35 protein-coding genes and 2 tRNA genes are annotated in these 24,431 nt (G+C 70.4%); 17 read left to right on the top strand and 20 right to left on the bottom strand.

The window, feature by feature from the left end:
* The first annotated feature begins 123 nt into the window (after window positions 1-123).
* The 5 genes from HJG52_RS01140 (at window position 124) to fabF (ending at window position 5,123) form a co-directional block, all read left to right on the top strand.
* The gene (locus tag HJG52_RS01140; RefSeq protein ID WP_240977144.1) at window positions 124-1,317 is read left to right on the top strand and encodes a PucR family transcriptional regulator; all 1,194 of its coding nucleotides are present in this window, start codon (window positions 124-126) and stop codon (window positions 1,315-1,317) included.
* A gap of 110 nt (window positions 1,318-1,427) precedes the next feature.
* Complete coding sequence (locus HJG52_RS01135; protein WP_171241748.1) at window positions 1,428-2,369, top strand: acyltransferase domain-containing protein; 942 nt, start codon at window positions 1,428-1,430, stop codon at window positions 2,367-2,369.
* Between the two features lies 1 nt (window position 2,370).
* Entirely contained in the window at window positions 2,371-3,393 is a 1,023-nt protein-coding gene (locus tag HJG52_RS01130; RefSeq protein WP_171241747.1) for a beta-ketoacyl-ACP synthase III, read from the top strand.
* Between the two features lie 72 nt (window positions 3,394-3,465).
* Complete coding sequence (locus HJG52_RS01125) at window positions 3,466-3,714, top strand: acyl carrier protein (RefSeq protein ID WP_171241746.1); 249 nt, start codon at window positions 3,466-3,468, stop codon at window positions 3,712-3,714.
* Window positions 3,715-3,878: 164 nt separating this feature from the next.
* Window positions 3,879-5,123 (top strand): beta-ketoacyl-ACP synthase II, encoded by a 1,245-nt coding sequence (gene fabF / locus HJG52_RS01120; protein ID WP_171241745.1) that lies wholly within the window; start codon window positions 3,879-3,881, stop codon window positions 5,121-5,123.
* A 27-nt stretch (window positions 5,124-5,150) separates the two neighbouring features.
* Here the strand turns inward: fabF and HJG52_RS01115 are convergent, their stop codons facing one another.
* The 3 genes from HJG52_RS01115 to HJG52_RS01105 form a co-directional block, all read right to left on the bottom strand.
* Window positions 5,151-5,471 (bottom strand): hypothetical protein, encoded by a 321-nt coding sequence (locus HJG52_RS01115; protein ID WP_171241744.1) that lies wholly within the window; start codon window positions 5,469-5,471, stop codon window positions 5,151-5,153.
* Between the two features lie 90 nt (window positions 5,472-5,561).
* A complete protein-coding gene (locus HJG52_RS01110) occupies window positions 5,562-6,077 on the bottom strand; it encodes a DUF3145 domain-containing protein (RefSeq protein ID WP_171241743.1) in 516 nt (171 codons plus the stop codon).
* A gap of 176 nt (window positions 6,078-6,253) precedes the next feature.
* Window positions 6,254-6,321: transfer RNA gene (locus HJG52_RS01105), tRNA-Ile, on the bottom strand.
* A gap of 201 nt (window positions 6,322-6,522) precedes the next feature.
* Between HJG52_RS01105 and HJG52_RS01100 the strand changes: the two genes are divergently transcribed.
* From HJG52_RS01100 to HJG52_RS01075, 6 genes are all read left to right on the top strand, one after another.
* The gene (locus tag HJG52_RS01100) at window positions 6,523-6,720 is read left to right on the top strand and encodes a helix-turn-helix domain-containing protein (RefSeq protein WP_171241742.1); all 198 of its coding nucleotides are present in this window, start codon (window positions 6,523-6,525) and stop codon (window positions 6,718-6,720) included.
* On the top strand, window positions 6,717-6,914 hold the full coding sequence (locus HJG52_RS01095) for a hypothetical protein (protein WP_171241741.1): 198 nt from the start codon (window positions 6,717-6,719) through the stop codon (window positions 6,912-6,914). Before HJG52_RS01100 ends, HJG52_RS01095 begins: the two co-directional genes overlap by 4 nt.
* On the top strand, window positions 6,907-7,095 hold the full coding sequence (locus HJG52_RS01090) for a helix-turn-helix domain-containing protein (protein WP_171241740.1): 189 nt from the start codon (window positions 6,907-6,909) through the stop codon (window positions 7,093-7,095). The genes HJG52_RS01095 and HJG52_RS01090 overlap by 8 nt, the downstream gene beginning before the upstream one ends.
* Before the next feature lie 102 nt (window positions 7,096-7,197).
* Window positions 7,198-7,563 (top strand): hypothetical protein, encoded by a 366-nt coding sequence (locus HJG52_RS01085; protein WP_171241739.1) that lies wholly within the window; start codon window positions 7,198-7,200, stop codon window positions 7,561-7,563.
* Window positions 7,560-7,796 carry a hypothetical protein gene (locus tag HJG52_RS01080; protein ID WP_171241738.1) on the top strand — a complete coding sequence of 79 codons (237 nt, stop codon included), beginning with the start codon at window positions 7,560-7,562 and terminating at the stop codon, window positions 7,794-7,796. The genes HJG52_RS01085 and HJG52_RS01080 overlap by 4 nt, the downstream gene beginning before the upstream one ends.
* Window positions 7,797-7,885: 89 nt before the next feature.
* On the top strand, window positions 7,886-8,437 hold the full coding sequence (locus HJG52_RS01075; protein ID WP_171241737.1) for a hypothetical protein: 552 nt from the start codon (window positions 7,886-7,888) through the stop codon (window positions 8,435-8,437).
* Here the strand turns inward: HJG52_RS01075 and HJG52_RS01070 are convergent.
* From HJG52_RS01070 to HJG52_RS01045, 6 genes are all read right to left on the bottom strand, one after another.
* On the bottom strand, window positions 8,434-11,169 hold the full coding sequence (locus HJG52_RS01070; RefSeq protein ID WP_171241736.1) for a coiled-coil domain-containing protein: 2,736 nt from the start codon (window positions 11,167-11,169) through the stop codon (window positions 8,434-8,436). The genes HJG52_RS01075 and HJG52_RS01070 overlap by 4 nt on opposite strands.
* Window positions 11,170-11,184: 15 nt before the next feature.
* Window positions 11,185-11,556: a DUF7426 family protein gene (locus HJG52_RS01065; protein ID WP_171241735.1), complete on the bottom strand. Its 372-nt coding sequence runs from the start codon at window positions 11,554-11,556 to the stop codon at window positions 11,185-11,187.
* Between the two features lie 5 nt (window positions 11,557-11,561).
* Window positions 11,562-12,332: a hypothetical protein gene (locus tag HJG52_RS01060; protein WP_171241734.1), complete on the bottom strand. Its 771-nt coding sequence runs from the start codon at window positions 12,330-12,332 to the stop codon at window positions 11,562-11,564.
* Window positions 12,329-12,538, bottom strand: a complete 210-nt coding sequence (locus tag HJG52_RS01055; protein WP_171241733.1) for a hypothetical protein — start codon at window positions 12,536-12,538, stop codon at window positions 12,329-12,331. The genes HJG52_RS01060 and HJG52_RS01055 overlap by 4 nt, the downstream gene beginning before the upstream one ends.
* Window positions 12,539-12,639: 101 nt before the next feature.
* A complete protein-coding gene (locus tag HJG52_RS01050) occupies window positions 12,640-12,942 on the bottom strand; it encodes a hypothetical protein (protein ID WP_171241732.1) in 303 nt (100 codons plus the stop codon).
* A gap of 41 nt (window positions 12,943-12,983) precedes the next feature.
* Window positions 12,984-13,148 carry a WhiB family transcriptional regulator gene (locus HJG52_RS01045; RefSeq protein ID WP_171242983.1) on the bottom strand — a complete coding sequence of 55 codons (165 nt, stop codon included), beginning with the start codon at window positions 13,146-13,148 and terminating at the stop codon, window positions 12,984-12,986.
* 162 nt (window positions 13,149-13,310) lie between these two features.
* Here HJG52_RS01045 and HJG52_RS01040 point away from each other — a divergent pair, with 162 nt between their 5' ends.
* From HJG52_RS01040 to HJG52_RS01030, 3 genes are read left to right on the top strand one after another with little or no spacing between them, the layout of a single operon-like run.
* Window positions 13,311-13,757 carry a hypothetical protein gene (locus HJG52_RS01040; RefSeq protein WP_171241731.1) on the top strand — a complete coding sequence of 149 codons (447 nt, stop codon included), beginning with the start codon at window positions 13,311-13,313 and terminating at the stop codon, window positions 13,755-13,757.
* Window positions 13,757-14,350 carry a COG1361 family protein gene (locus HJG52_RS01035; protein ID WP_171241730.1) on the top strand — a complete coding sequence of 198 codons (594 nt, stop codon included), beginning with the start codon at window positions 13,757-13,759 and terminating at the stop codon, window positions 14,348-14,350. The genes HJG52_RS01040 and HJG52_RS01035 overlap by 1 nt, the downstream gene beginning before the upstream one ends.
* A gap of 30 nt (window positions 14,351-14,380) precedes the next feature.
* Window positions 14,381-14,635, top strand: a complete 255-nt coding sequence (locus tag HJG52_RS01030; RefSeq protein WP_171241729.1) for a hypothetical protein — start codon at window positions 14,381-14,383, stop codon at window positions 14,633-14,635.
* Between the two features lie 61 nt (window positions 14,636-14,696).
* Here HJG52_RS01030 and HJG52_RS01025 read toward each other — a convergent pair whose 3' ends face one another.
* The 7 genes from HJG52_RS01025 to HJG52_RS00995 all read right to left on the bottom strand — a co-directional run bounded on the left by HJG52_RS01025 (window position 14,697) and on the right by HJG52_RS00995 (window position 18,380).
* Window positions 14,697-15,284: a hypothetical protein gene (locus tag HJG52_RS01025; protein WP_171241728.1), complete on the bottom strand. Its 588-nt coding sequence runs from the start codon at window positions 15,282-15,284 to the stop codon at window positions 14,697-14,699.
* 139 nt (window positions 15,285-15,423) lie between these two features.
* Entirely contained in the window at window positions 15,424-16,854 is a 1,431-nt protein-coding gene (locus HJG52_RS01020; RefSeq protein ID WP_171241727.1) for an AAA family ATPase, read from the bottom strand.
* Entirely contained in the window at window positions 16,851-17,183 is a 333-nt protein-coding gene (locus HJG52_RS01015; protein WP_171241726.1) for a hypothetical protein, read from the bottom strand. The genes HJG52_RS01020 and HJG52_RS01015 overlap by 4 nt, the downstream gene beginning before the upstream one ends.
* On the bottom strand, window positions 17,180-17,431 hold the full coding sequence (locus HJG52_RS01010; protein WP_171241725.1) for a hypothetical protein: 252 nt from the start codon (window positions 17,429-17,431) through the stop codon (window positions 17,180-17,182). Before HJG52_RS01010 ends, HJG52_RS01015 begins: the two co-directional genes overlap by 4 nt.
* A gap of 71 nt (window positions 17,432-17,502) precedes the next feature.
* Window positions 17,503-17,811 carry a hypothetical protein gene (locus HJG52_RS01005; RefSeq protein ID WP_171241724.1) on the bottom strand — a complete coding sequence of 103 codons (309 nt, stop codon included), beginning with the start codon at window positions 17,809-17,811 and terminating at the stop codon, window positions 17,503-17,505.
* Entirely contained in the window at window positions 17,780-18,064 is a 285-nt protein-coding gene (locus HJG52_RS20330; protein WP_206069835.1) for a helix-turn-helix domain-containing protein, read from the bottom strand. The genes HJG52_RS01005 and HJG52_RS20330 overlap by 32 nt, the downstream gene beginning before the upstream one ends.
* Window positions 18,065-18,185: 121 nt before the next feature.
* Window positions 18,186-18,380, bottom strand: a complete 195-nt coding sequence (locus tag HJG52_RS00995; protein ID WP_171241723.1) for a helix-turn-helix transcriptional regulator — start codon at window positions 18,378-18,380, stop codon at window positions 18,186-18,188.
* Between the two features lie 176 nt (window positions 18,381-18,556).
* Between HJG52_RS00995 and HJG52_RS00990 the strand changes: the two genes are divergently transcribed.
* Genes HJG52_RS00990 through HJG52_RS00980 form a run of 3 tightly spaced genes read left to right on the top strand, consistent with a single transcriptional unit; the run spans window position 18,557 to window position 20,437 of the window.
* A complete protein-coding gene (locus HJG52_RS00990) occupies window positions 18,557-19,042 on the top strand; it encodes a helix-turn-helix transcriptional regulator (RefSeq protein WP_171241722.1) in 486 nt (161 codons plus the stop codon).
* Window positions 19,035-20,183: a site-specific integrase gene (locus tag HJG52_RS00985; protein WP_171241721.1), complete on the top strand. Its 1,149-nt coding sequence runs from the start codon at window positions 19,035-19,037 to the stop codon at window positions 20,181-20,183. Before HJG52_RS00990 ends, HJG52_RS00985 begins: the two co-directional genes overlap by 8 nt.
* On the top strand, window positions 20,180-20,437 hold the full coding sequence (locus HJG52_RS00980) for a hypothetical protein (RefSeq protein WP_171241720.1): 258 nt from the start codon (window positions 20,180-20,182) through the stop codon (window positions 20,435-20,437). Before HJG52_RS00985 ends, HJG52_RS00980 begins: the two co-directional genes overlap by 4 nt.
* A gap of 83 nt (window positions 20,438-20,520) precedes the next feature.
* Here the strand turns inward: HJG52_RS00980 and HJG52_RS00975 are convergent.
* The 4 genes from HJG52_RS00975 to HJG52_RS00960 form a co-directional block, all read right to left on the bottom strand.
* A tRNA-Ile gene (locus HJG52_RS00975) sits at window positions 20,521-20,597 on the bottom strand.
* A gap of 205 nt (window positions 20,598-20,802) precedes the next feature.
* Window positions 20,803-22,827, bottom strand: a complete 2,025-nt coding sequence (locus HJG52_RS00970; protein WP_171241719.1) for a DUF6541 family protein — start codon at window positions 22,825-22,827, stop codon at window positions 20,803-20,805.
* Complete coding sequence (locus HJG52_RS00965; protein ID WP_171241718.1) at window positions 22,824-23,564, bottom strand: ABC transporter ATP-binding protein; 741 nt, start codon at window positions 23,562-23,564, stop codon at window positions 22,824-22,826. The genes HJG52_RS00970 and HJG52_RS00965 overlap by 4 nt, the downstream gene beginning before the upstream one ends.
* A complete protein-coding gene (locus tag HJG52_RS00960; protein ID WP_430413331.1) occupies window positions 23,565-24,431 on the bottom strand; it encodes an ABC transporter permease in 867 nt (288 codons plus the stop codon).

Genomic DNA, 24,431 nt, shown 5'->3' with positions numbered 1-24,431 from the left:
CGCGACGCTAGGAAGGCCGCCGGGTGCCGCGGGCGACGTGCCAGTGGCACCGGGGTGAAGGGCTGGCAAAGGCTCGGTGCCGGGCGCGGGCCGTTGTGGGCGGCATACAAATAGACTCCCCGTATGCCGGCCGCCCACCTCGACCTGTCCCGCGCCTCGCTGCGCCGGGTCGAGGCCGCGGCGGGCGAGCTGTCCTCGGGTGCGACGCGACGGATGGAGGCCAGCCACGAGTGGTACCGCGCCCTGTCCGCCGAGGACCGGTCATGGGTCGGCCTGGTGGCCCAGGCGGGCATCGCCGCGTTCATCGCGTGGCTGCGCGACGGCGGCGACCAGACCCCGGTGACGGCCGACGTGTTCGGGACGGCGCCGCGCGAGCTGACCCGCTCGATCACCCTGCGCCAGACCCTCGACCTCGTCCGGTCGGTGGTCGACGTCGTCGAGCAGGACGCGACCGCGCTCGCCGAGCCGGGCGAGGAGCAGGCGCTGCGCGAGGCGGTGCTGCGCTACTCGCGCGAGATCGCGTTCGCCGCCGCGGAGGTCTACGCGCAGGCGGCCGAGGCGCGCGGCGCCTGGGACGCCCGGCTCGAGGGACTCGTCGTCGACGCGGTGCTGCGTGGCGAGGCCGACGACTCGATGCAGTCGCGGGCGGCGGCGCTCGGCTGGGGCTCGACCACCCGGGTTGCGGTGGTCGCGGGCAGCACCCCGCACGGCAGTCCCGCAGGCGTGGTTGACGGGCTGCGGCGTGCCGCTGAGCGCATCGGGGTCGACACCCTGGCCGCGGTGCAGGGCCGGCGACTCGTGTGCATCTTCGGCAACGTCGACGACCCCATGAGCGCGGCCCGATCCGTGGACGACCACTTCGGCGACGGGCCGCTCGTCGTCGGGCCCACGGTCCCCCACCTGTTCGCCGCCGGCCGTTCGGCGCGCGCGGCGCTGGCCGGGCAGAGCTGCGCCCAGGCGTGGCCGGCGGCGCCCCGGCCGGTCGCCGCAGACGACCTCCTGGCCGAGCGCGTGCTCGTCGGGGACGCGCCGGCGCGGGCGTTGCTGCTCGACCGCATCTGGCACCCGTTGTCGACCGCAGGCAGTGGCCTGCTGGACACGGCATCGGCCTACCTCGAGACCGGCGGCGGCCTCGAGGGCACCGCCCGGGTGCTGTTCGTCCACCCCAACACGGTCCGCTACCGGCTCGGCCGGATCGCCGAGTTGACGGGGTACCAGCTCACCGACCCGCACGACGCGCACACCGTGCGGATCGCGCTGGGGCTGGGTCGGCTGAGCCGTCCCGGCGGCGTCGTGAGGCGCGCCACACCCGGCTGACGACGACGCGGCATACCGTGCGCATTTTGGAGGTTTCCCACAAAGCGGGTCGGCCAAGTTCGTACCGAACGGTGACGCCTCCCCCACCGTCGACCGGCGAGGCTGGTCACGTGCTCGCCATCGTCTGCCCTGGACAGGGCTCCCAGACCCCCGGCTTCCTGGCGCCCTGGCTGGAACTCCCCGAGTTCCGCAGCCGGCTCGAGTCGCTGTCGCAGGTCGCCGGCATCGACCTGGTCGCCCACGGCACCACGTCGGACGCCGACACGATCAAGGACACCGCGGTCGCCCAGCCGCTCATCGTCGGTGCGGGCCTCGCCGCGACCTCGGTGCTGTTCCCCGACGGCGCAGCAGCCGGTGGCGCGGACGTCACGGCCGGGCACTCGGTCGGTGAGATCACCGCGGCCGCCTTCGCCGGCGTGCTGTCCGACGACGAGGCGATGACGTTCGTGCGCGAGCGCGGCAAGGGCATGGCCGAGGCGTCGGCCGTCACCCCGACCGGCATGAGCGCCGTCCTCGGCGGCGACCCGGCCGAGGTGGCCGAGGCGCTCGAGCGTCACGGCCTGACCCCGGCCAACGCCAACGGTGCCGGGCAGACCGTCGCCGCCGGCACCCTGGAGCAGCTGGCCGCCCTCGCCGCCGCCCCGCCCGCGAAGGCCAGGGTCATCCCGCTCAAGGTCGCCGGCGCCTTCCACACCGAGCACATGGCACCCGCCGTCGACTCGCTGCGCACGCTGAGCGCCGACTTCGAGGTGAGCGACCCGGGCGTGACGTTGCTGTCCAACGCCGACGGAGCCGCAGTCTCCGGTGGCGCCGACGCGCTGACCCGCCTGGTCAACCAGGTGAGCAACCCGGTCCGCTGGGACCAGTGCATGCAGACCATGCTCGACCTCGGCGTCACCGCGCTGATCGAGCTCCCCCCGGCCGGCACCCTCGTGGGTCTCGCCAAGCGCGCGATGCCCGGGGTGGCCACCCTGGCGGTGAAGACGCCCGACGACCTCGAGGCGGCTCGCACGCTGATCCGTGAGCACTCGTCGCGAGAGCAGGAAGCCTGACATGACACCACCGACCATCAAGGGCACCGGGACGATCTCGGCGCCGACCGGAGCCGCCTTCTCGCGCATCATGGGCGTCGGCGGTTACCGGCCCGAGCGGGTCGTGCCCAACTCCGAGATCATCGAGGCGATCGACTCCAGCGACGAGTGGATCCAGGAGCGCTCGGGCATCAAGGAGCGCCGGTTCGCCGCCAAGGACGAGTCCGTCGTCGACATGGCCGAGGCCGCGAGCCGGGAGGCGCTGCAGGCCGCCGGGCTCGAGGCCGCCCAGGTCGACGCGGTGGTCGTCGCCACGGTCACCCACCCCTACCAGACCCCGGCCGCCGCACCGATGCTCGCCGACCGGCTCGGCATCCGCGGTGCCGCGTTCGACATCGGTGCCGCGTGCGCCGGCTACTGCCACGGCATCAGCGTCGCCAGCGACATGGTCCGCGGCGGCAGCGCCCAGCACGTCCTGGTCGTCGGTGTCGAGAAGCTGTCCGACTTCACCGACCCGACCGACCGCGGCAGCGCGTTCATCTTCGGCGACGGCGCCGGCGCGGCCATCGTGGGCCCGTCGGACACCCCGGCCATCGGGCCGACGGTGTGGGGCTCGGACGGCTCGCAGTGGCAGACGATCAGCCAGCGCGACTCCTGGGTCGAGCTCAAGGAGTCCGGTGGCATCGGCAGCCCGGCCATCGGCATGGCAGGCCAGTCCGTCTTCCGCTGGGCCGTGTGGGGCATGGCGCCGGTGGCCCAGAAGGCGCTCGACGCAGCCGGGGTGCGGGCCGAGGACCTCGACGCGTTCATCCCCCACCAGGCGAACATGCGAATCATCGACGCGATGATCAAGCAGCTCAAGCTGCCCCCGGACATCCCCGTCGCCCGCGACATCGCCCAGACCGCGAACACCTCGGCCGCCTCGATCCCGCTGGCAACCGAGCGCATGTTGCGCGAGGGTGAAGTGGCACACGGTGGGCTCGCCCTGCAGATCGGCTTCGGCGCCGGTCTGGTGTATGCCGCGCAGGTCGTCGTCCTGCCCTGACAGTCCCCCGCGGGGCCCGCGGGTGAACAGGGCCACCAACCGATTCACACGGAACACAAAGGAGCCTGACCCATGGCACAGAGCGACCAGGAGATCCTCGAGGGCCTCGCCGAGATCGTCAACGAGGAGACCGGCCTCGACACCGAGTCGGTGCAGCCGGAGAAGTCGTTCACCGACGACCTCGACATCGACTCGCTGTCGATGATGACCATCGTGGTCAACGCCGAGGAGAAGTTCGGCGTGCGCATCCCCGACGACGAGGTCAAGAACCTCAAGACCGTCGGCGACGCCGTCTCGTTCATCTCCAAGAACCAGGAATGACGCAGCACCAGGAATGACGCGGCGTCAGGAATGACGCAGCACCAAGAGTGACGCGGCGTCAGGAAAGACGCACAAGCAAGCTTGAAGCGCGCGGCGGCCCCGCGGCATACCGACCTCGGGGCCGCCGCCGTGGCACCCACCCCTGACGAAGGAGCACCACCCCCATGAGCGCACAGCGACGCGTCGTCGTCACCGGCATCGGTGCGACCACGCCCGTCGGCGGCACGGCCACCGAGACCTGGGACGCTGTCCTGGCCGGCCGCTCCGGCGCCCGCACGATGGAGTTCGACTGGGTCGAGAAGTACGAGCTGCCGGTGCACTTCGCCGCGCAGATCGCCACCCAGCCCTCCGAGGTGCTGACCAAGGTCGAGGTGCGCCGCAACGACCCGTCGGCGCAGTACTCCCTCATCGCCGCGCGTGAGGCGTGGGCCGACGCGGGTGCCCCCGAGGTGGACCCGCTGCGACTGGCGGCCTGCATCGGCACGGGCATCGGTGGCGTGTGGACGCTGCTGGATGCATGGGATGTGTTGCGGGAGAAGGGCCCTCGCCGGGTCTTCCCGCTGTCGGTGCCCATGCTCATGCCGAACACGTCGTCGGCGGCCGTGTCGCTTGACGTGGGTGCGCGCGCCGGGGCGCACACGCCGGTGTCCGCGTGCGCGTCGGGCCTGGAGGCGATGGCGTATGCCGCGGACATGATCCGCGAGGGGCGCGCCGACATCGCGGTGGCCGGCGGCACCGAGGCGGCGGTGCACCCGCTGCCGATCGCGGGCTTCGCGGCCATGCAGGCGTTGTCGACCCGCAACGACGACCCGGCTGCGGCGTCGCGTCCCTACGACACCGGTCGGGACGGGTTCGTCCTCGGTGAGGGCGCTGCGGTGATCGTGCTCGAGGAGTACGACGCCGCCAAGGCCCGTGGGGCCAAGATCTACGCCGAGCTGAAGGGCGTGGGCATGTCCTCGGACAGCCACCACATCACGGCGCCGGAGCCGGAGGGTGCGGGTGCGTCGCGCGCCATGCTCGAGGCGGTCGAGACCGCTGGCCTGACGCCCAAGGACATCGTGCACATCAATGCTCACGCTACGTCGACGCCCGTGGGTGACGTGGCGGAGTCCAACGCGATCCGCCGCGCCTTCGGCTCGGACGCCGACGGTATGCCGGTCAGCGCGACCAAGTCGATGACCGGTCACCTCCTGGGGGCGGCCGGGGCGCTCGAGGGCATCCTGACGATCCTGGCGGTCCACCACCGGATCGCGCCGGCGACGATCAACGTCGAGGACCTCGACGAGGCCATCGACCTGGACGTCGTGCGCGGCGAGCACCGCAAGCTGCCCGAGGGCGACATCGCGGCGCTGAACAACTCGTTCGGCTTCGGCGGCCACAACGTGGCCGTGGTGTTCAGCAGCGTCTGAGCGCGAAGCCCGTGTGCTGCTGTCGGGTCAGCCGGCGCTGGTGCCGCCGGCGCCCGACAGCATGAACGGGAACACCACGAACGCGGTGAACCCGCCGATCCACAGCAGCAGCAACGACGGCAGCGGCTTCCAGCTGCCCTCCTGGTGACCGAACTCGCGGTGCTTGCCGGCCTCGCGCGTGAACGCGGCGAAGGTGAGCACCGCGGCCGCGGCCAGCACCCACAAGAACCCGACCGCGAAGGCCGTGGTGATGCTCAGGTCGGCGCGGATGCTCAGCCACAGGTCCCAGACCAGAGCGGGCACGCCGATCACGAGTACGGCGAGGGTGACTAGGTGACGCGGTCGCACGCGGATCCTCTCGGGGACGGGCCGGCGGACGAAGGCTAGCGCTGGTCCGCGCGCCCACGGGAATCGCGCAGGTCAGCGCCTCGGGCCCCCTCAGCCCACCTTGTGCAGCCAGCGCACGGGAGCACCGTCACCGGCATACCGGAACGGCTCGAGCTCGTCGTCCCAGTCGCTGCCGAGGAGCTCGTGCAGCATCTCGGTCATGGCCTCGGGCGACCCCTGCGCCAACCGCAGCACCTCGCGCACGCGGTCCTCGTTGACGATCGCGTCGCCGCTGGCCGACGTCCAGGTGTGGTGGATGCCGAGGCTCGGGGTGTGCGACCAGCGCGACCCGTCGGCGCCGGCGCTCGGCTCCTCGGTGATCTCGTAGCGCAGGCCGTCCCAGCCCCGCAGGGCCGAGGCGAGCTTGGCGCCGGTGCCCTGCACACCGCTCCACGGGAACTCCGCGCGGACCAGTGCGGCACCGGCAGGCTGGGCCGTCCACTCGATCGACAACCGGGTCTCGAGGGCTGCCTCGAGCGCCCAGGTGATGTGCGGGCACAGCGCAGTGGGGGTGGAATGGATGAACACCACCCCGCGAGTCATGACACGCGGCATCGCGACAGACATCCGGGCCTCCTTCGGTTCGAGGGACGTCTTCCCCAACGACCTCGATGGATGGAGTGCGCGGCGGTATGCCGTGTCTGGCTCTTGAGTTGTCGGGCGCCGCCGCGTGCGGGGCGCGCTGGACACATTGTGCACCATCGGCACCGTCCGCACCAGCATTCTCACCAGTCACACGGACGTGGTGGGGCAGGTCGGGCTTGAACCGACGACCGACGGATTATGAGTCGGTCCCACTAGATCCTGCCCCGTCGGACCCGGTCCCGGCTCGTGCTCAGCAGTGGGTGCACGTGGCGACCTCATCCGGTCTCGTGGCGGCTGGTCCTGAGGGGCGACGTAGCACGGCGTTAGCACCGTGTGCCCGCTGCCGACAGAGCCCGGCCGAGCACTCCTGGCGCGGCATCCCGCTGTGCTGGTTGTGCCGACTGGTGGGCGCGGCGAGGCTGTCGCGATGACGGAGCTCCCCCGCCTCATCACGGCGCAGCAGCTGGCCGACGTCCTCGGCGAGCACATCAAGACCGTGCGCAAGCACACCCGCCGCGGCGAGTACGACGCCTTCGCGATCAACGTCGGCACCGACCGCACCCCGCGCTGGCGCTACGACGTAGATGCGCTCAGGCGCTGGCTCGACGAGAGGAGGCCCCGATGACGGAAGGCAACGCGCCCGCCGCTGAGCCGTCCTGGCACACCGAGTTCCGCGCCAAGTACGGACAGGCCGCTCTCGACCAGGTCAAGGCCGAGATCGCCAAAGCCCCACCGCTGTCGGACGCGCAGGTTGCCCGACTCCGGCGGATCTTCACCGCCAACCGCGCCCGCCGAGACCTCGAGGGTCGCGATGACTGACCAGTTGCTGACGCCGGCCCAGGTGGCTGAGCGGTTGCAGGTCCACCCCGAGACCGCCGCGCTGTGGATGCGCACGGGCCCCCTGCCCGCCCGCAACCTCTCGTCCGGCAAGCGCCGCGCCTGCTGGCGCATCAGCGAAGCCGAGCTCGACGCGTGGGTGAAGTCGAGACCCACCACCTAGACCCCGCTGTCACAAGGCAGCGGTACACAAGAAGCGGCCCCGGCCGGTGCTGGAACACCGACCAGGGCCTAGACCGATCACCAACGGAAGTGGAGAACGATCGTGAGCAACAGCATGCAGCACAACGAAGGCACCAACATCGGTGCTCCTACCTACCCGGCCCGGCCCGCCTGGTCGTCGCCCGAGTTCGACGAGCCCGCCAGGGGCGGCGACCAGCACCCCGACGACCGCGGTTGCTGGTACGAATCCGCCCGCGTCGACACGTGGGCGCCGGCCGAGACCGACAAGGCGATCGAGGTCTTCGTCCAGGGGTTCCGGCACGACAACGGCGACGACTGGCGCGACCTCGTGCGGGCATCGGGCACCGCGCCCGGCTTCGTGGGTGGGGTCGCCCTCGAGCTGGCGGACGCACGACGTCTCGCCAAGGCGCTCGAGGCTGCCTGCGACCTGCTGGAGGGTCTGCGATGAGCGACGCGAACGTGACTGAGGTGGCCGAGCAGCTGCAACAGGGTGGTCACCGGAAGCCTTGGCACATCGTCATCGTGCTGACCACCGTTGACTTCGATGTGGCGCTCTGTGGTCGGACGATCCCACACGCCAGGCAGGAGCTGACCACGGTGGCAAGGGTTGACCGGGAAGAGCCGCAGCACCTGTGTCGCACGTGTGACATACGACGGCTCGAAGCGATGTTCAAAGTCTGACCCGGACCTCGTGGCGCCCCACTCGAAGTTGCGGGGTGGGGCGCTGCCATTCGAAAGCACCTGCCCCGCTTCCATGGCATGGTGCGGGAGTGACGACGACCGAATTGTGGACCATCATCGGCGCAAGCGCTGGCATCGCAACTGCCGTCGCTACGGCAGTTGCGGCCGCCTTCGCCATCTGGATGCGCTGGCACGATCGCGCCCAGCCCGACTGGGCAGTGACCGGGTACTGGAGCCAGGCGAGGAACCACTTCGGCGACTCAGACCCGAAGCGCCCGCCCTCGTTGATCGGAACCATCACTAATGCGGGTGATGGGCCAGCCTTCAAGGTCGAGGTCTGCGGCCGGGGGTGCGAGGCGGAGCTCAACCGCCGCCTCGCCAAGGCGTCGATGTCGGGCGTCTCGGCGGTCTCTGAGTCGTTCGCGGCGGTCTTGCAACCCGGCGAGTCGAGAGAGGTTTGGGTCCCGGACGTCACCAAGGACATGTTCCGCTCAGCCGCGGTGATCCTCGAATGGACCGCAACGCCCACGAGGCGGCGGAAGCGCAAAACCCAACGGATCCCACTGTCGGACTTCATCGCCACCGAGCCGACCATCCAGCAGCTGAACCAGCAGACCGGCCAGTACGAAGACGTGCCCTAGCCGTCCTGCCCGGACAGCGCGGTGAGGCGCGCCTTGACGCTCATCTGCCGCTCGAAGTCGGCCACGTCTTGGGCGACGATGCGGTCGATCCGTACCGACTGCCGGTTGTCGTTCGTGACTGACTTCGGCGCGAGGGTGAGACCGAACAGGTCAGCCGTCTGGTCGAGGACCTTGAGAGCCTGCCGACGCTTGCCTGGTGCGTGGGGGATGAAGGACTCGCCGCCGGTCTCGGGCTCGTTGAAGACGTACTTCATTCCGTCGCTCGGTGTGAACAGGCGAGCGCCTTGCGAGGCGGGGTAGTAGCCGCCGTCGGCGTTGAAGGCGACCTGCCCGCCGGCGGTGATCTTGCCTCCGCCCGAGCTCTTGCCGTCGGTGTCGGTGACCAGTCGCTGGACGCGGATGACGACGGTCCCGTCGAGCTCCTTGAGCTCCTGCTTGAGGAGCGCAACCCCGTTGCGAGCCGCGGTGATGCCCTTGGTCTTGACGGACGTGATCACGTCGTGGGGTACGAGGCCGAGTGACTCGGCGAAGGCGTCCACGTCTTTACGGGTGAGGCCGTACTGGTCGGCGAGCTTCTTGGCGGCCTTCTCGTTGAGCCCGAACTTCTCGGCGTTCGCGATGAAGTCCTTGCGGGCGTCCGCCATCTGGCGGCGCACCTCCTCGTAGGACTTCCCGGCGGCGAGGTTGGCTTCAGCCTGGCCGCGTGCAGTCTCGGCCTGATCGTCGAGGGCCTTCTTGTTCTCGCGGCCGGCCTTGGTCGTCACATCAAGCGTGAGCGCGTAGTCCTCGAGGTCCTTCTTGATCCGAGCTCGGTCGTCCTTGTCGGTGGTCTTGCGCAGCTCGGCCTCGAGCTCCTTGCGCTTGGCGAGGCGCTCGTCGACGTTGGCCAGTGCGTCCTGGTAGCTGACCTGGGCGCCGCTGGCCTTGAGCTGGGCGTCGGCGAACTCGAGGACGGCCTTCGCGGCGTCCGTCACTTCGTCGGTGTAGTCGCGGGTGCTGTCGGTGCTGTTCTTGGTGGCCGCGTCCAGGGCGCCGATCTTGTCGGTGGCCTCGCCGTCGGCGGCCGCGAGGCGCTTGGACTGGCCGATGGCGTCACGGACGGCGTCGTTGCGTCCGAGGATGCCCTCGCGCACCTTCTCCATGTCGCGGCGCTGGCCGACGAGGTCGCCGTACTTGCTGAGGTTCAGGCCGGGATCCTTCTGCAGCGACGCCAGGCGTTCGAGCTCGTCGTTGACGTACTTCTGGGCGTCTGCCTGGTCCAGCGCGGCGTCGGTGACCTTCTGCAGGTCGAGGCCCAGGTCGGCCGCGGCGCGAAGGACCCCTGAGGTCTCGAGGGCGTTCTTGACCCGCTCTCGGGTGTTCTTGCCCAGGGCGCCAGAGTCGGCCTCGATCGCGGCGGTGAGGTCCTGCACCTCCTGCTTGGCCTTCTCGTGCTGAGTGATGAAGAGGGTGACGCCCGCGACGGCGCCCGCGAACGCGGCTCCCCAGGGCCCGCCCAGCATCGTTAGCAGGCCGCTGGCCGCGCCGCGTAGCCCTGCGCCGCCGGCCGCGCCGATGGCCTTGGTGACGCCGACGAGGCGGTTCTCGGTGCCGCGGGCAGCGTCCCCGGCATACATCATGTTGAGGCGCACCGTGTCCAGCGCGGAGGACGCGCTCCGGGCGCTGCTGGTGACCTTGCTACCCAGCGCCGTGCCAACACCTTCGACGCGGCTGCGCAGGGCCAGGAAGGCGAGCAGGGCCACCGTCGAGGACTGCACAGGGGCCGGCATCTGCTGGAAGGTCTTCACGACGTCGCCGATGCCGTCGGTCAGCGGCTCGGTAGCGTCGGCGGCCTCCTCGAATCCGTTGACGACGCTGGACAGGAACGGCAGCACCTGGTCGCGGCCGAACAGGATCAGAGCGGTGTACGCCGGCAGGAGCTTCTGCCCGAGCTCGGCGCGCAGGTTCGCCGCCTCGGCTGCGCTGATCTTGCTGGCGTTGGCTGCGCCGTCCTGGGTGCGGGCGAAGTCGCCGATGGCGTTCTTGCCGTCCTTGGTGACGATCGCCAACGTCGCCGTGGCCTTCTCCTGGGCGGTCAGTTGGGTGGCCGAGGACTTGCCGGTCTCGGCCATCGCCTCCTGCTCGACCCGGGCCGCGCTGATGTTCGGGATCAACGCCTGCAGGCTGTCGTACTCGCCGCGGAACGCCGCCGACAGCCGCTCAACCACGTCCTCGGTGCGCAGGTTCTTGAAGCTGCCGAGGTCGGCGGCCAGCTGCAGCACCTGCCGGGACATGGCGGCCGCCTGGTCGCCGCCGAACTCGAGCTGGGAGAACATGTCGCCAAATGCGCCGGCGGACTCCAACGCCTGCTGCTGCGACAGGCCGAGGGTGCGGTCGCTCGTCCTGGCCCAGTCCTCCATCGCCTTGGCGTTCTTGCCGAACACCACACCCGTCAGGTTGGTGGTCTCGTTGAGGTCGGATGCCTGGCTCGCGAGGGACTTGAGCCCAGCGACAGCGCGCTCGACTGCGAAGGCCCCGAGGAGGCCCTTGCCGAGGTCCTTGACGCTCGCCTTGAACGACTCGGAGATCTTCGACCCGGCGGCCTTGCCGATGCTCTCGCCCTGCGTGGCCGCTAGCTGCTGCATGCGGGTCATCTCGGCGCGCATCTGCGCCTGGGCTGCCCGGATGTTCTGACCGACCGCGCTGTGGTCGACCTTGACGTAGGCGACGAGCTCACCGATGTTCAGGGGCATGTCAGCTCCTCACGATCACGATCGGGTGACCAGACGGCCGCCGGATTCCCAGTACGCCTCCGCGACCTCCATGCCGAGGGTCCAGGCGTAGAACGCCGTCACGAGCGCGAGCTCGATCTCCGGGTGTGAGACTTCGTCGGCGAGCATCTGCTCGTAGGTGTCGCCGAGGCACATGGTGGCGAAGTCCGGCATGTCGTCGTCGGTGATCTGAAGGGTGCGCGCATCCTCTTCAGGTATCTCGACGCCGGCGTCGAGCGCGATACCCAAGGCGAGTCTCATTGCGAGTTGGTCGTGGGTGGCCGGGCTCGGCGGGTAGACCTCGTAGGTCTTGCCATGGATCGGCAGCCGCAGGCACAGGTCCAAGATCTCCGAGGAGTCGCGGAGCATTGCACTCACGCTGCCTCACCGCCGTCGCCCACCGCGTCCAGCGAGGCGGTCGCGGCCTGCTCGCCGTAGTGGGCCGCCAGTGCCGCCTCCAGACCGCTGCTCGGCGGACCGGAGGCGTCGAGGAGGCGCCCCACATGCTCGGCCATAGGCGTGAATCCGCCGACGGCCTGATCGGCCACCTGCTGCGCGCTCAACGCCCAGCGGGTATCGGCGTCGGCAACCTCGAGCAGGCGTGCCGTGATCGCGCTCTGCAGCGCCTCGCCGTCGACCTTTGGCGTCTCGCGCATCATCGGACTGCCGGCGGCCGGTCGGTCGGCGTACGCCTGCGCCTCGAGCCACGACGGGCCCCACTCGCCGACAGCGACCAGGGTGTCCACGTCCGCCTCGGCCACGACCGAGCGAAGGGGCTTGCCCGCCTCGAGCATTCCTCGCACCTGGTCCCAGCGGATGAGTGCCCGCTGCAACGCGACTGGGTCGTCTGCCAGGGCCGGGCGGGTGCTCTTGGCCAAGCGGCCGATCGTGTCCGCGTCGTTGGACACCTGCGCCTGCAGCTGCTCGAGCTGCGGGCGGAACCTCGCCCGCGCCTGCTCGACCAGCTCTTGCCGCCGTCGGCCCAGTCCCTCGGGGGTGTAGTCCGGGTGGGTGAAGCTCCTGGCTTCCCCGATCGCAGCCTGCAACGCCTTGCGCAGCTCGGACAGGCGGCTCCGTGCCCCGCTGATCCGATCGCGGGCCTTCTCGGCGTCACGGCGGGCGTAGTAGCTGTCCGCGCCGCTCACGCCTTGCCCTCCGCCCGCTCTGCGCGGATGCGGGCGACCGCAGCCTCGTATTGGCGCGAACCCATCTCGTACGAGCGGACATTCGGCCCGTGCGGGTCGCCCCCAGGGCCCGGCTTGCCCGCGTTCACCGGAGCCATGAAGTCGCCCGGTCGCGGGTCGACCGCGGCGTCACGGAGCGGGGTCCCGATCTTCTGGATGTCGGTCACGGTGCTCTCCTGTGCAAGTCGCTGGCGGGCGATCGCCGCCACGGGGTGATCCATCGGGTACAACGCCGCCACGTCGGCAGCTACGCGAGCCGGGGAGTCGCTCACGACGCCTGGCCCAGGTGTCGGCGCAGATCGGTCAGGTCGACGACGTACGCGCGCCCAGCCCGGGTGTGGCTGACGAGGCCGGCGGCGCACAGGTTGCGGACCTGGCGCCCGCTCAAACCCACGGCTGCACCGGCCTCGTCTGCGGTCACCCTCGTGCTCACGTCCTCAAGACTGACGGACGACTCGCCAGCGCTTCCGGAATCGGAAACGCTGTCGGCCTGAAGGGCATCCATCAGCTCACACACCACGGGCGGCACGGTCCGCCCCTTTGCCCTGATCGCCACCTGCGCCAAGATCATCAGCCCATCGAGCGCCTCCTGCGAACGATCCTCTGGCCACCTCACTGCGCCAGGCCCCGTCGCTCGGCATTCGTGAACCCACCCCACACGCCGTCCCGCTCGCCGGCTGCGAGCGCGTAGGCCAAGCACTCGCGAGCGACTGGGCACGAACGACACACCGCAACCGCCTCGGCCTCCAGCGACGAGGACCACCACGCCTCCGGCATCGCCGACGACTCGCAGCCGGCCGGACCCGTGGACCGCAGGACCTCAGTCAGTTCCGCCCACTGCTCACTCGCCTGAGCGGGAATGGCGAAGCTCGAACTGTCGAAGGATGTCACCGGGTCCGCCTAGGGTCGAGACACCAGCGACCGAAGGGACCAGCAGCCATGACCGACAAGCTCGACGACGTGTGGGCCAGCCGGGACTTCCCGGTGCTGGTCGCAGCCGCACGCATTCTCGACCGCGGCGACGGTCCCGTGTCGGCCGCGCCACTGGTACAGGCGACCAGCCTGAGCGAGCAGGAGGTCTTCTCGGCCTTCGACGCGCTGACGCCGTCGTACCTAACAGGCGAGGTATATGAGTCGCTGGGCGGGCGGGGCGACGTGTTCTTCGCGGGCATCACCGAGCGCGGCCGCCGTGCGGTTGGCCTTTGGCCTTCCGGGGAAGGCGTCGACGCACTGGTCGACGCACTGCGCAAGGCCGAGGACACCACCGACGACCCTGAGGAGAAGACGCTCCTACGGCGAGCAGCTGGCGCTGTGGGATCGGTCTCCCGGGACATCATGGTCGACGTGGTTGCCGCCGTCGTCTCCCGCCAGAGCGGACTCGGCTGATGATCACCTACACGCCCGAGCAATACAGCGCCTTCTGGTCCGCGGTCGGCGCCCTCGCAACCCTGGCAGCGGCGGTCGTGGCGATCATGACGCTCCTCGCCCTCCGGCGAGACAGCCAAGATCGGACTCGCCCGGTGATGGGGGCCTACCTCCAGGCCCACCCGCTCTCGCACGGCACGAGTGAGCTCGTCGTCACGAACTACGGCCCGACGCCGGCGAGGGACGTCCGAGTGATCTTTGACCCGCCCCTCCCGAAGCTCGAGGGCGCCGAGGCGAGAGGCAAGATCACGCCCTTCCTGGAGAAGCGGTATGACCAGGTCATCCCCACGGTCGCGCCCGGCATGAAGCTCATCAACGTCTACACGGTCATGGGCGACCAGAATGACGAACCCGTGCCGAACTCGTTCACGATCTCCTTCTCCTACACCGACATGCGTGGGCGAACCCGCTACAAGGACGCGTATCCCCTTAGCGTCGAGACGCTGCGCAACAGCACCTCCACGAGTCCCAGCGACAAGCCCGGTGGGTCGGACATCCCCAAGCGCACCGCAAAGGCCCTCGAGGCCATCGCTCGCGGAATCGGTCGCCACTGATCGGGGCTGAACCCGGGCATCATGGCCCTCATGGGATTCGCGGACGACCTTGAGCACCCCACGGTTCGCGCCTTGGCGGCGGCGAACGGGGACCTCTACTCGTGGGACTCGGGCCGGGGCAAAGAAGTGCAGACTGCCGCCGTGGTCATCGCCATGCGCCAGCTCGAGGAGACCGTTGAGCGCCTCGACCGAGAGGCCGGAAACCTCCAGCGCTGGGCCATAGGCCTGGCCGTGGGCAGCCTGGCGGTGTCCATCGGCGCGCTGGTGGTGGCCATCGTGAAGTAGCAAGCCGTTAGCAGGGCTTGCGAATCCGCAGGTCAGAGGCGTGTGGAATGCGCGAAACGGATCACTCATCCGTCGCCTCCTCCGCGTCGACTATGTCCGCGTCCTCCTCGACCAGGAGCTCGCCGGACGTCTGGTCGAGGCCAAACTGCTGCGCGATCGCGCCGAGCAGGCTCTCCACCTGCTGGGCCTCGGACTTGATCACGCCGGCAGCCCGAAGCTTCACCAGCAACTCGGCACGCGACTGCGGATCCAGCCCCAGCCGCTCCCCCGCACGCTCCGCAGTCCTGTCCGCCTTCTGCCAACGGGCCTCGAGGGAACGGCAGCGCATGCACCCGGCGCACGAGCCCCGCTGCTTGCTGGCGTGGTGCGCCTCGAGCTCGCCGTAGAGCAGATCAGACGCCGCCGTCCGTTGAGCCCAGCGCCAGACCGACGGCGCAAAGCTTGAGTCGCGGAGGAAGGACAGGGCGTCCTGGGCGCGCGCCCACTCCGTCAGCGCTTCGGCGTACGCCTCCCGCACACGAGGCGAGTAGGCGCCGGACTTGAGGGCCGCAAGGTTGTTCGGCTCGAAGCGCCGCAAGCCGTTCGCCGGACCGCCTGGTTGGACCTTCCCGCGGTTGGGTCTGCCTGCCATCAGCACGCCCTCGCGCATGCGCGCGCGTCGTTTCGAACAACCCCAGGCGCGCGCACGCGAAGGGGGCCGCCAAAACCGACACAACGACCGGTGTCGCACGCGCGCACGAAGTCTTTGCACACTGTGGAGTTGGCGTGGGCTCGAAGGTGGGCAGTCCTCATGACGCCTCCTGGGAGTCGCTACTGGGGTCGCTGACCCCGTCCACGTCCAGGGCATGCTCCTGGCCCTGACCCCGTCCACCCCGACCCCGTCCACCTATAGACGGGGTTGGACGGGGTGTCGGGGGTGCGTCCGTGGACGGGGTTTGGACGGGGTTGGACGGGGTGGCCGGATAGTGCCTCTTGGCCTTGCCCGGACCCATGTCCTCGATCCGCATGTGCCCCTGCTCGTCGGCTAGGTCGGCGGCTGCCGCCACGTCGCGGTCTTGGAAGCTGGGGCAGTCCGGCATCTTCCGCATGGCTCGGGTGAGGTCGGCGCGCGATCCGCCCGGTACCTGGGCGGCAGCCCGGCGAACGTAGGGCATGAGCTCGTGGACCTTCTCGGCGGTGCGCGCCTTCTTCCGTCCGCCGGTGCCGGCCATCGCCAAGGTCCGGGTGGACTCGTCGAAGAGCAGCTGGTCCTCGTCGACGAGCACGTCGCGACCCTCGGCGCGCAGGAAGCGCTTGGTGTCGTCGTTCTGGTCGCGGGTCATCCACAGGATGGAGTCGGCCCAGTCCTCCAGTGCACTGGAGCCTCGCGAGCGCTCGCCGTTCCATCCGGCGTGGGCGGTCAGCATGAGGTCGGTGGCACCCACCTCTCCGCGGGCGAAGAGGTCGAGGTCGACCAGCCAGGCGCCCACCTCGCCGGGGTCATTCTGGCTCTTGCCGGTGAACGCGCGCCCGAACGGGTCGACGATGATGGCCTCGACCTGCTCGCCGCGCAGGATGTCGGCCAGGCGCTCGCGGTCGCCGGGGTGGCTCAGCGGGTTGCGGCGGCCACGGAGGTTGACCAGGTGCAGGCGATCAGCCGGGACGCCGCGCTCGTCGGCCCACAGGCCGAGGGTGTCGCCGGAGACCTCGTAGTTGAGGATGGCGACCTTGCCCTTGATGGGGCGCACGGGGAAGCGACCCAGGAACGTCTCGCCGGTCAGGAGGCACCGGGCCCAGTTCAGCTCGAGCGTGGTCTTGCCGGTCTTGCGCTGGGCGACGACGAGCACGCCGGCCTCAGAGGGGACGAGCCCGGGTGCGCGCATTGGCGGCGGCTTGGGGCGCTCGAGGATCTGACGCAGGGTGCCGTGGTCGAACGGGGGCGCCTCGGGCACGAGCTCGGCCTCGAGGGCGGCCTTCGCCGCCCGCTGCACCTTCATGCGGTCGAGAGCCTCGATCACATCCCCCTCGAACTTGTCCGCGTCCGGGGTGCGGCTGCGTCCGCTCAGGGGCGTGATGCGCAGCATGAGGCGCTTGCGACCGACGGGCGGCGCGAAGTCGACGGTCGCGCAGGGCTCGTCGTGCACGGTCGTCACGTCCGCGACGATGCCGACGCCGAAGCTTGGATGCTCGACCTCGTTGCCGACCACGACGTGGTCGTAGATGGCGGGTGCGGCGCTCACGGGCCTCCCACCGCTCGAAGGCCGACGGGGGCGGTCTGAGGGAGCCGCGCCTGACGCTCTATGGCGGCCGCCCAGCCCCGGCCGTGGCGTCGGGTGGCTTCGCCGACAGCGAGGCGCTCGGCATCGTGGGCGAGGTCGAGCAGCCATGACCTGGCGAGGTCGATCGAGGCGGCCATCTGGCCGGCCGCGTACCCGAGGTCGTAGCCGGCCCGCCACGCGGCGTGGGTGGCGTCGAGGAGGTCCGCGCCGGGGGTTGTCGATTGGTCGAGCGCGTCCTGAATGAGCTGGTGCTGGCGTAGCAGCTCGAACGGTGTGTGTTCATGGCTCACCAGGACGACACCCCTTCGCGGACGATGCAGTCCCGGCACATGCCGCCGATGAGCACGAGCCATGGAACGGGCTGGACGATGAGGCCGTGGAAGGTCTCGTCGGTGGGCACGTACGTGCGGCAGCGGTCGCATGTACGGTCCTCGCGCGTGTCGTGCGTGTTCAGTGTGCGGCCCAGAGGGGCGACCACGGTCGTCTTGGCGTCGCGTGGCTCCCCCAGTTCCTCGGCCGCACAGACGCGCGCCTCCATCCGTTGGCGCAACCAAGCGGAGGCTTCGTGCGGTGCGGGCCGAAGCACCGGGGTGCCGGGTGCGGGCCGGGTCATGCCGCGGCCGCCGTTCCCTTGGTGCCGCGCCACAGCCGGAGGACTCCGCCGTTGCGTGAGCCGGTGCGGGACGCCGCATACCCGACGGGCTTGATGAGCCCGGCCTGCTTGGCCTTGGCGAACACGGCGCCCCACTGGCTCGGGTGATGCGGCGCAGGGAGGTTGTACGGGTCGTCCCGCAGGTCGTCGGCAGAGAAGATCACGCCTGCAGCGGCGAGTGCCTCGATCGCCCTCAGGGCTCCGTCGGCCCACCAGTCGTCGAGTGCGGGAAGTTCAGGCTGAACGGAGACGTGCTGTGTCACCATGGTTGTGGGCCCCTTCCACGGGCTCGGTGGTGGCGACGGTCGGGCTGGCGGGCCCGGCCTCGCTGTCTGTCTGGGGGATGCCGAGCAGTTCGAGCAGTCGGCCGGTGGGCACGACGAGCCGGCGACCGAGCCGCAGCGTCGGAATCTCGCCGCGTTCTGCTGCGGCGTACGCCGCGTCTCGCCCGATGCCCAGGGCTCGACCGGCCTCGGGGACCGTGACGGTCAGGCGGGATCTGAGTTGGTCCGGGGTCATGACCCCATCACTCCTCCCGGAGTCGTAGGGGACGCCCCTTCGTGGTTGCGCCGGCGATGGCGCCTGTCACTCACCAAGAACGCAGGGCTGCCGAAAGGGTTACAACCGGCGTCGAGCTTCTTCATGCAGCACCTCGGCAGAGCTCAGCGCGCCGGTGCTGCTGTACCCAGGTCTGCACGTCCCGCTCGCGGTAAACCACGCGCTTGCCGAGCCGGAAGCCCTGAGGGCCGGTGCCGTTCTTGCGCCAGAAGCGCACAGTGTGGACCGTGACGCGAGTCAGGTCGGCGACCTCCTGTGTGGTGAGCAGCTTGTCCATCGATCCTCCAAAGCGCAGCGGTTCGCTCTATATAGGAAATAGTGCCGTTTTGGTGGTTGACGTTGGTAGCCCGACACGGCATGATCGCTTCCGTATAGGAATGGAGGGCGGACGTGCCACGGAAGACCCAAGGGCGAGAGCTCTTCGCGGAGTCGTATCTCGCGAGGCGCATCGCCATGGAGCGCGAGAGCCGCGGTATGAACTACGACAGCCTCTCCAAGCGCACGGAAGCCGCTGGCTGCAAGATCCACGCCTCCGCCCTGTGGAAGATCGAGAAGGGCGATCCCCCGCGCCGGATCACCGTTGACGAGCTCGTAGTGCTGTCCAAGGTCTTCGGGGTGCCGATGGCGGAGCTGGTGACAGACCCTGAGTTGCAACTGCCGGGCCACGCGATCGAGCTGGCTGAAAAGGCCGCCGCCGCGTTCCTGGACGCCTATCAGCTGAGCATGGAAGCGGAGGACGCAGCCCGCCGTGCCGGTGAACTTATGGAGCAACTCCGGTCGGCGATCGGTGACCGGCACGAGCTGGCCGCTCACATCGCCGAAGCGGTCGACGCGAACCACCCTGAGTGGGCAGTCGGCCTCGAGGAACATCACATATCGCAGATGGTCGTCGAAGCACTGCGCGCCATCGCGACCGGGGAGGAGCAGGGCAATGCCTGAGAAGATGCGCGATGGGATCATCCAGCGCGGCAAGACCTGGTCGTACGTCGTCCGCGAGCGCGACGTGCAGACCGGGAAGACCAAGCCACGCTGGGTTGGGGGTTTCCCCACACGCGCCGCTGCAAAGAAGGCTCGCGACGAGGCTCGGCATGCCGTCAACCGTGGGACGTACGTGGCCCCTCAGGCCCTGACCGTTGGCGAGTACCTCGACCGCTGGGTGGACGCTCACGCCGTCGAGCTCAAGCCGTCGACCGCGAAGTCGTACCGCGACAACATCGGCCGCTATCTCAAGCCGGCGATCGGTCACGAGCGGCTGCAGTCCCTCTCCCCCTCGCGCCTGTCCGTGGTCTTCAAGGACCTGTACGAGTCCGGCGGCAAGGACGGCAAGCCGCTGTCGCCACGCACGGTGGAGTTTGCCCGGGCGGTGCTGCGTCGGGCGATGCAGGACGCGGTGCTCGACAGGGCTCTCGAGGTCAACCCCGTGGTGGGGACCAAGCGCCCGAAGGTCGTCAAGCCGAAGCACACGACCTGGACTGGCCCGCAGCTGCGCGCGTTCCTCGAGCAGGTGGACGAGGACGACCGTTGGGCGCCCCTGTGGACCCTCGCGGCCGCGACCGGCATGCGCCGCGGCGAGCTGCTGGCGCTGCGCTGGTCAGAGGTGGACCTCGACGCCGGCGTGATTCACGTCGAGCGGTCGGTGACCCAGGTCGCGCAGGAGCGCGTCTACGTGACGCCGAAGAACCACGAGCGGCGTGACGTGACGGTCGACGAGCGCACGGTGACGACCCTGCGCGAGTGGCGCAAGGCGCAGATGGCCGAGCAGCTTGCCTGGGGCGCCGCATACCGCGGCGCCGAGGGGCTGGTCTTCACTTGGGAGGACGGCCGAGCCGCGCTGCCCGACTACGTCACGAGGACCTTCGGCCGGATCACGGACGGGCTTGCCGTTCCCCGGCTCAGGCTCCACGAACTCCGCCACACCCACGCGACGATGCTGCTGCGCGACGGCGTGCCGGTGCACGTCGTTGCCAAGCGCTTGGGCCACAAGGACCCCTCTGTGACGCTCAACGTCTACGCCGACGCCATCCCGGACGACGACGGTCGGGCGGTCGAGACGTTCGCGAAGGCGGTGTGGGGCGCGTGATCTCCTGGAAGGGCAGCGTGCGAAACGCGATGGCGATCGTCACGAGCGCAGCCGAGGACCCGGAGGGCGCCCTGGTTGACGACATGATCCGAGCCGCGCTGGCCGACGACGCTGCAGAGGACGTGGCACACGCCCTGGCCGTGATTGCCGCGTCGGCGCTGGGGATCGCGGCCCGCTGGGAGGGCCTGCCCGACGACAAGGTTCGCCAGGCAGTCTTCACCCATGTTCAGACCGTTCTGGAGGGGATGGAATGACGCTCGTTAGCAAATCCGTAGCAGGAGCAAGGGGAGGAACCATGTCGAGGACACACCTGCAGGCCGCTGACCTGCTGAAACAGTGGTGGGGCAGGTCGGGCTTGAACCGACGACCGACGGATTATGAGTCCGCTGCTCTGACCGACTGAGCTACTGCCCCGCAGTGGGCCCCAGCATGGCAGTGCCCCCGCCTAAGGGAAACGGCGGGGGCACCGCGGTGGCCGTGCACGACCACCCTGGCCAAGGGTCTGACTAGCCGGCCCCCAGCAGGGGTGCGTGGACGGATGACGGGGGTTCCCGCCCACACAACCACCACAAGGGTACCCGAGCAAAGGTCAACCGGAGGCATGCTCAAGGCAACGATTTCATTGCCGTGCAACCGCAGGGTAGTCCGACGGCCCGGCACCGGACCCGCCCAGACCACACGTGGTGAGGCGATACAGCGTGAGCCGCCCACCGCTGTCGACCGGCTCGAAGCCGGGGCGACCCGCGACGGCCAACCCGGCATACCGGGGCTGACGCCAGTCTCCCGGCCAGAAGGTGACGGGTCCGTCGAGCACGAACCCCACGTGCAGGCGGCGGGCGGCCGCGCAGACCTGGGGCTCGGTGGCGGCTTCGTCGAGCCGTGCCGCGAGCAGGACCCGGTCGGCGCCCCAGCTGCCCTGGAGGTGGGGATAGAGGAAGTCCACTCCCCCGACGGCCCCGGCGAGCGCTGAGCCGTTCCACGGGTTGCCCGCCACGGAGGTCCCGTCCGGCACCCACCGCGGGAGCCGGGCCAGCAGCGCCGTCTCCTGCGGCCCGGCGAGGTCGGTCCCGGCATACCAGGTCGCCAGCACGCGCCCGTTGTCACCGGCGTAGCCGGCACCACTCACCAGGACCAGCAGCAGAGCCAACCCGGGCACCAGGGCCCAGCGGACCCGGCCAACCCAGCCGGCCGCCTCCGGCCTGCCCGCACTGATCGTCCGGGTGGAGCCGGCGGCGGTGGTCAACGCCCCCAGGGCCGCGAGGGGCACCGCGGTGACGCCGAGCAGGGCCGCCAGCCGGAACGGGTCGTCGTACCAGGGACCGCTGAGGGCTCGGACCGTGCCCGAGTCGCTGCCGGCCACCAGGACGAACGCGGTGCCCGTGGCGACGTGGGTGACGGCCAGCCACCTGTACCGCGGCTCGCGCACGGCCGTCACGAACCCGACGAGCACGAGCAGGGCCAGCAGGAACGGCACCGGGGCGCGCTGCGGGGCGGCGACCACCCACTCGCCCACCGCCTGGGCCAGGGACTCCCGACGCGGCCACGACGTGTTCCGCACGGTCGCAAAGACCGGCGAACGCGCGACGAACCACAGCTCTCCCACGGCGACGACGCCGAGCCCGACCACGACCGCGGCCAGCCGCTGAGGGCGGCCCCGTGCGGGGGCGGCAGCCCACTGCAACGCCAGGGTCGCGCCCGCGGCAGTCGAGAGCAGCGCGAGGCTGACCACCACGTTGGGGTGGGCCAGTGCCAGGCCGGGCAGGGAGACCATTGCGGCCAGCGCAGTTGCCAGCCCGCCCCAGCGGGAGCCGCTGCGCACCAGGGAGACGAGCCCGGCAAGCAGCCCCGGCAAGAGAGCGGTGCCGAGCGCGTTGGGCCACAGGGTGCCGTAGGACAGCAGCAGGTAAGGCGCCGCCGAGAAGCTCGTCGACAGCAGGCCGGCCGCGAACAGCACCCCCGGTCGGGGCCCGAACGCGACCCGGGCCAGCGCCACCGCCCCGAGCGGCCAGACGACGGCCGCGATCACGAGCGACACCACGTTGGCGCTGACCACCGCGGTCGAACCCGTGAGGTCGAGCACCAGCGCGGTGACGTCGTGCCAGGCCGCCGGGTAGAAGCCGCTGGTTCGCTCGGGTGCGGTCAGGGTGCCGAGGGCCAGCGACGAGCCGTTGCCGGTGCGCCCGACCTGCGCGACGGCGTTGAGGTGGAACACGGCGTCGAACGTCTGCGGCACCGCGTCGGGGCGAGGTATGCCGCGACGCACCGCGAGCGCCGCGCACACCGCGGCGCCGGCCACCCCGAGCAGCGCCGAGCCCAGGACGCGCCAGCCGTCACGCGCAGCGACCGGCCCGCCGGCGATCCGGCGCAATGCGAAGCGGGCCAGGCCGGCCAGCAGTCCCGCCAGCGCCGTCACCGCCAGCACCGGCAGCAGGCCGAAGCCCGCCCCCGCCCAGGGGGCGAGGACCGCGGCCACCGCCACCAGGGTGACCGACAGGGGCGCGGACAACCCCGTCAGCAGCACCCCCCGCAGGCCGAGCAGCACCCCCACGACCAGCCCCGGCCCGACGAGCAGGGCTGCGGCGACGAGGACGTTCGGCGCCACGGCGACCCAGCTCGCCACGACCGGCGCCGAGCTGGCGGTCATCCGGCTGCACGCATCCGGTGCACGGCCGTGGAGACCGGGCCGTCGGCGACCGCGTGGCCGTGCTCGAGCACGATCCCGCGACTGCAGAGCCGTTCGACGAGCGGCAGGTCGTGGCTGACGACCACGAGGGTGCGGCCCTGTGCCGCGAGCAGCTCGATCCGCTCGAGGCACTTGGCCCGGAACGCCTCGTCCCCGACGGCGAGGATCTCGTCGACGAGGAAGACGTCGGGCTCGGTGTGGACCGCGACCGCGAAGGCGAGCCGCAGGAACATGCCCGAGGAGTAGAACCGCACCTGGGTGTCGAGGAAGGGCCCGATGTCGGCGAAGGCCGCGATGTCCTCGAAGCGTTCCTCGATGGTCTCGCGCTCGAGCCCGAGGATGGAGGCGTTGAGGTGCACGTTCTCGCGGCCGGTGAGGTCGGGGTGGAAGCCCGCCCCCACCTCGAGCAGTCCGGCGAGACGGCCGCGCACCCGCACCTCCCCCGTGTCCGGCGCCATGACGCCCGCCATCAGCTTGAGCAGGGTCGACTTGCCGGAGCCGTTGCGCCCGAGCAGCGCGACGCTCTCGCCCTGGGTGATGGTGAGGTCCAGCGGGTGCAGTGCCGTGAAGTCGTCGGTGCGGTTGCGCCCCTGGACGGTCCACACGAGCCGCTCCTTGAGCGAGTGCGTGTGCCTGAGGCGGAAGTGCTTGGAGGCCCCGTCGACCTCGACGGCGCTGAGGGCATGGTGGCGCGTCATCTACAGCTCCTGCGCGAACCGGCCGGAGAGCCGGCGAAACGTGAGCTGTCCGACGACGAGGAGCGCGGCGGCGATGCCGAACGCCAGGACCGTGTAACCCAACAGCCCGGGTGGCGTCGCGGCCGCGTTGCCGGGCGACGCGTGGGCCCACGTGCCCCGGTGCACCAGCTCGACCGCGACCGTGAGCGGGTTGGCCTGGTATGCCGTGAGCCAGGCCGAGTCGCGCCCCACCAGGTCGGCGACCCGTTGCCACGAGTAGAGGACCGGGCTGGCCCAGACGAGGACCATCAGGACGAGGTCGACGAGGTTCTCGACGTCACGGAAGAAGACGTTGACCGCGGCGAGCAGCAGCCCCAGCCCGAGGGCCAGCATCGCGGTGAGCAGCAGGCCCAGGACGAGGGCGAGCAGGCCCACCGGGTCCGGCCGCCAGCCGGCGACGATGGCGCCAACCAGCAGCACGAGCAGCTGCGGCCCCAGGTGGACGGCGCTGACGAAGAGGCTCGACACCGGGAAGAGCTCGCGCGGGAGGTAGATCTTGCGCACCAGGTCGCCGTTGACGACGACCGACCGCGTCGCGTTGCCGACCGCTTCGCTGAACGCGGTCATGACGACCAGCCCACCGAAGAGGTAGACGGCGTAGTCGCCGATCGCGTTCTGCCGCAACAGGAGTCCGAGGCCCACGAAGTACACGCCGAACTGGACGGCCGGCTTGACGTAGGACCAGCCGAGACCCAGGAGCGACGCGCGGTAGCGGACACGCAGCTCCTTGCGCACCAGCAGCGACAACAGGTAGCGCCGGCGGACCACGTCACGCATGCCGTCGCCGCGGCCCTGCACCACCAGCGGCGCGGGCGTCATCATGGTCAC

The organism is Knoellia koreensis, from assembly GCF_013041615.1.
In the GTDB taxonomy this organism is placed as follows: Bacteria; Actinomycetota; Actinomycetes; order Actinomycetales; family Dermatophilaceae; genus Pedococcus; species Pedococcus koreensis.
Note: the sequence above shows the minus strand (reverse complement) of the source record. Positions and strands in the feature narration are given on the sequence as shown.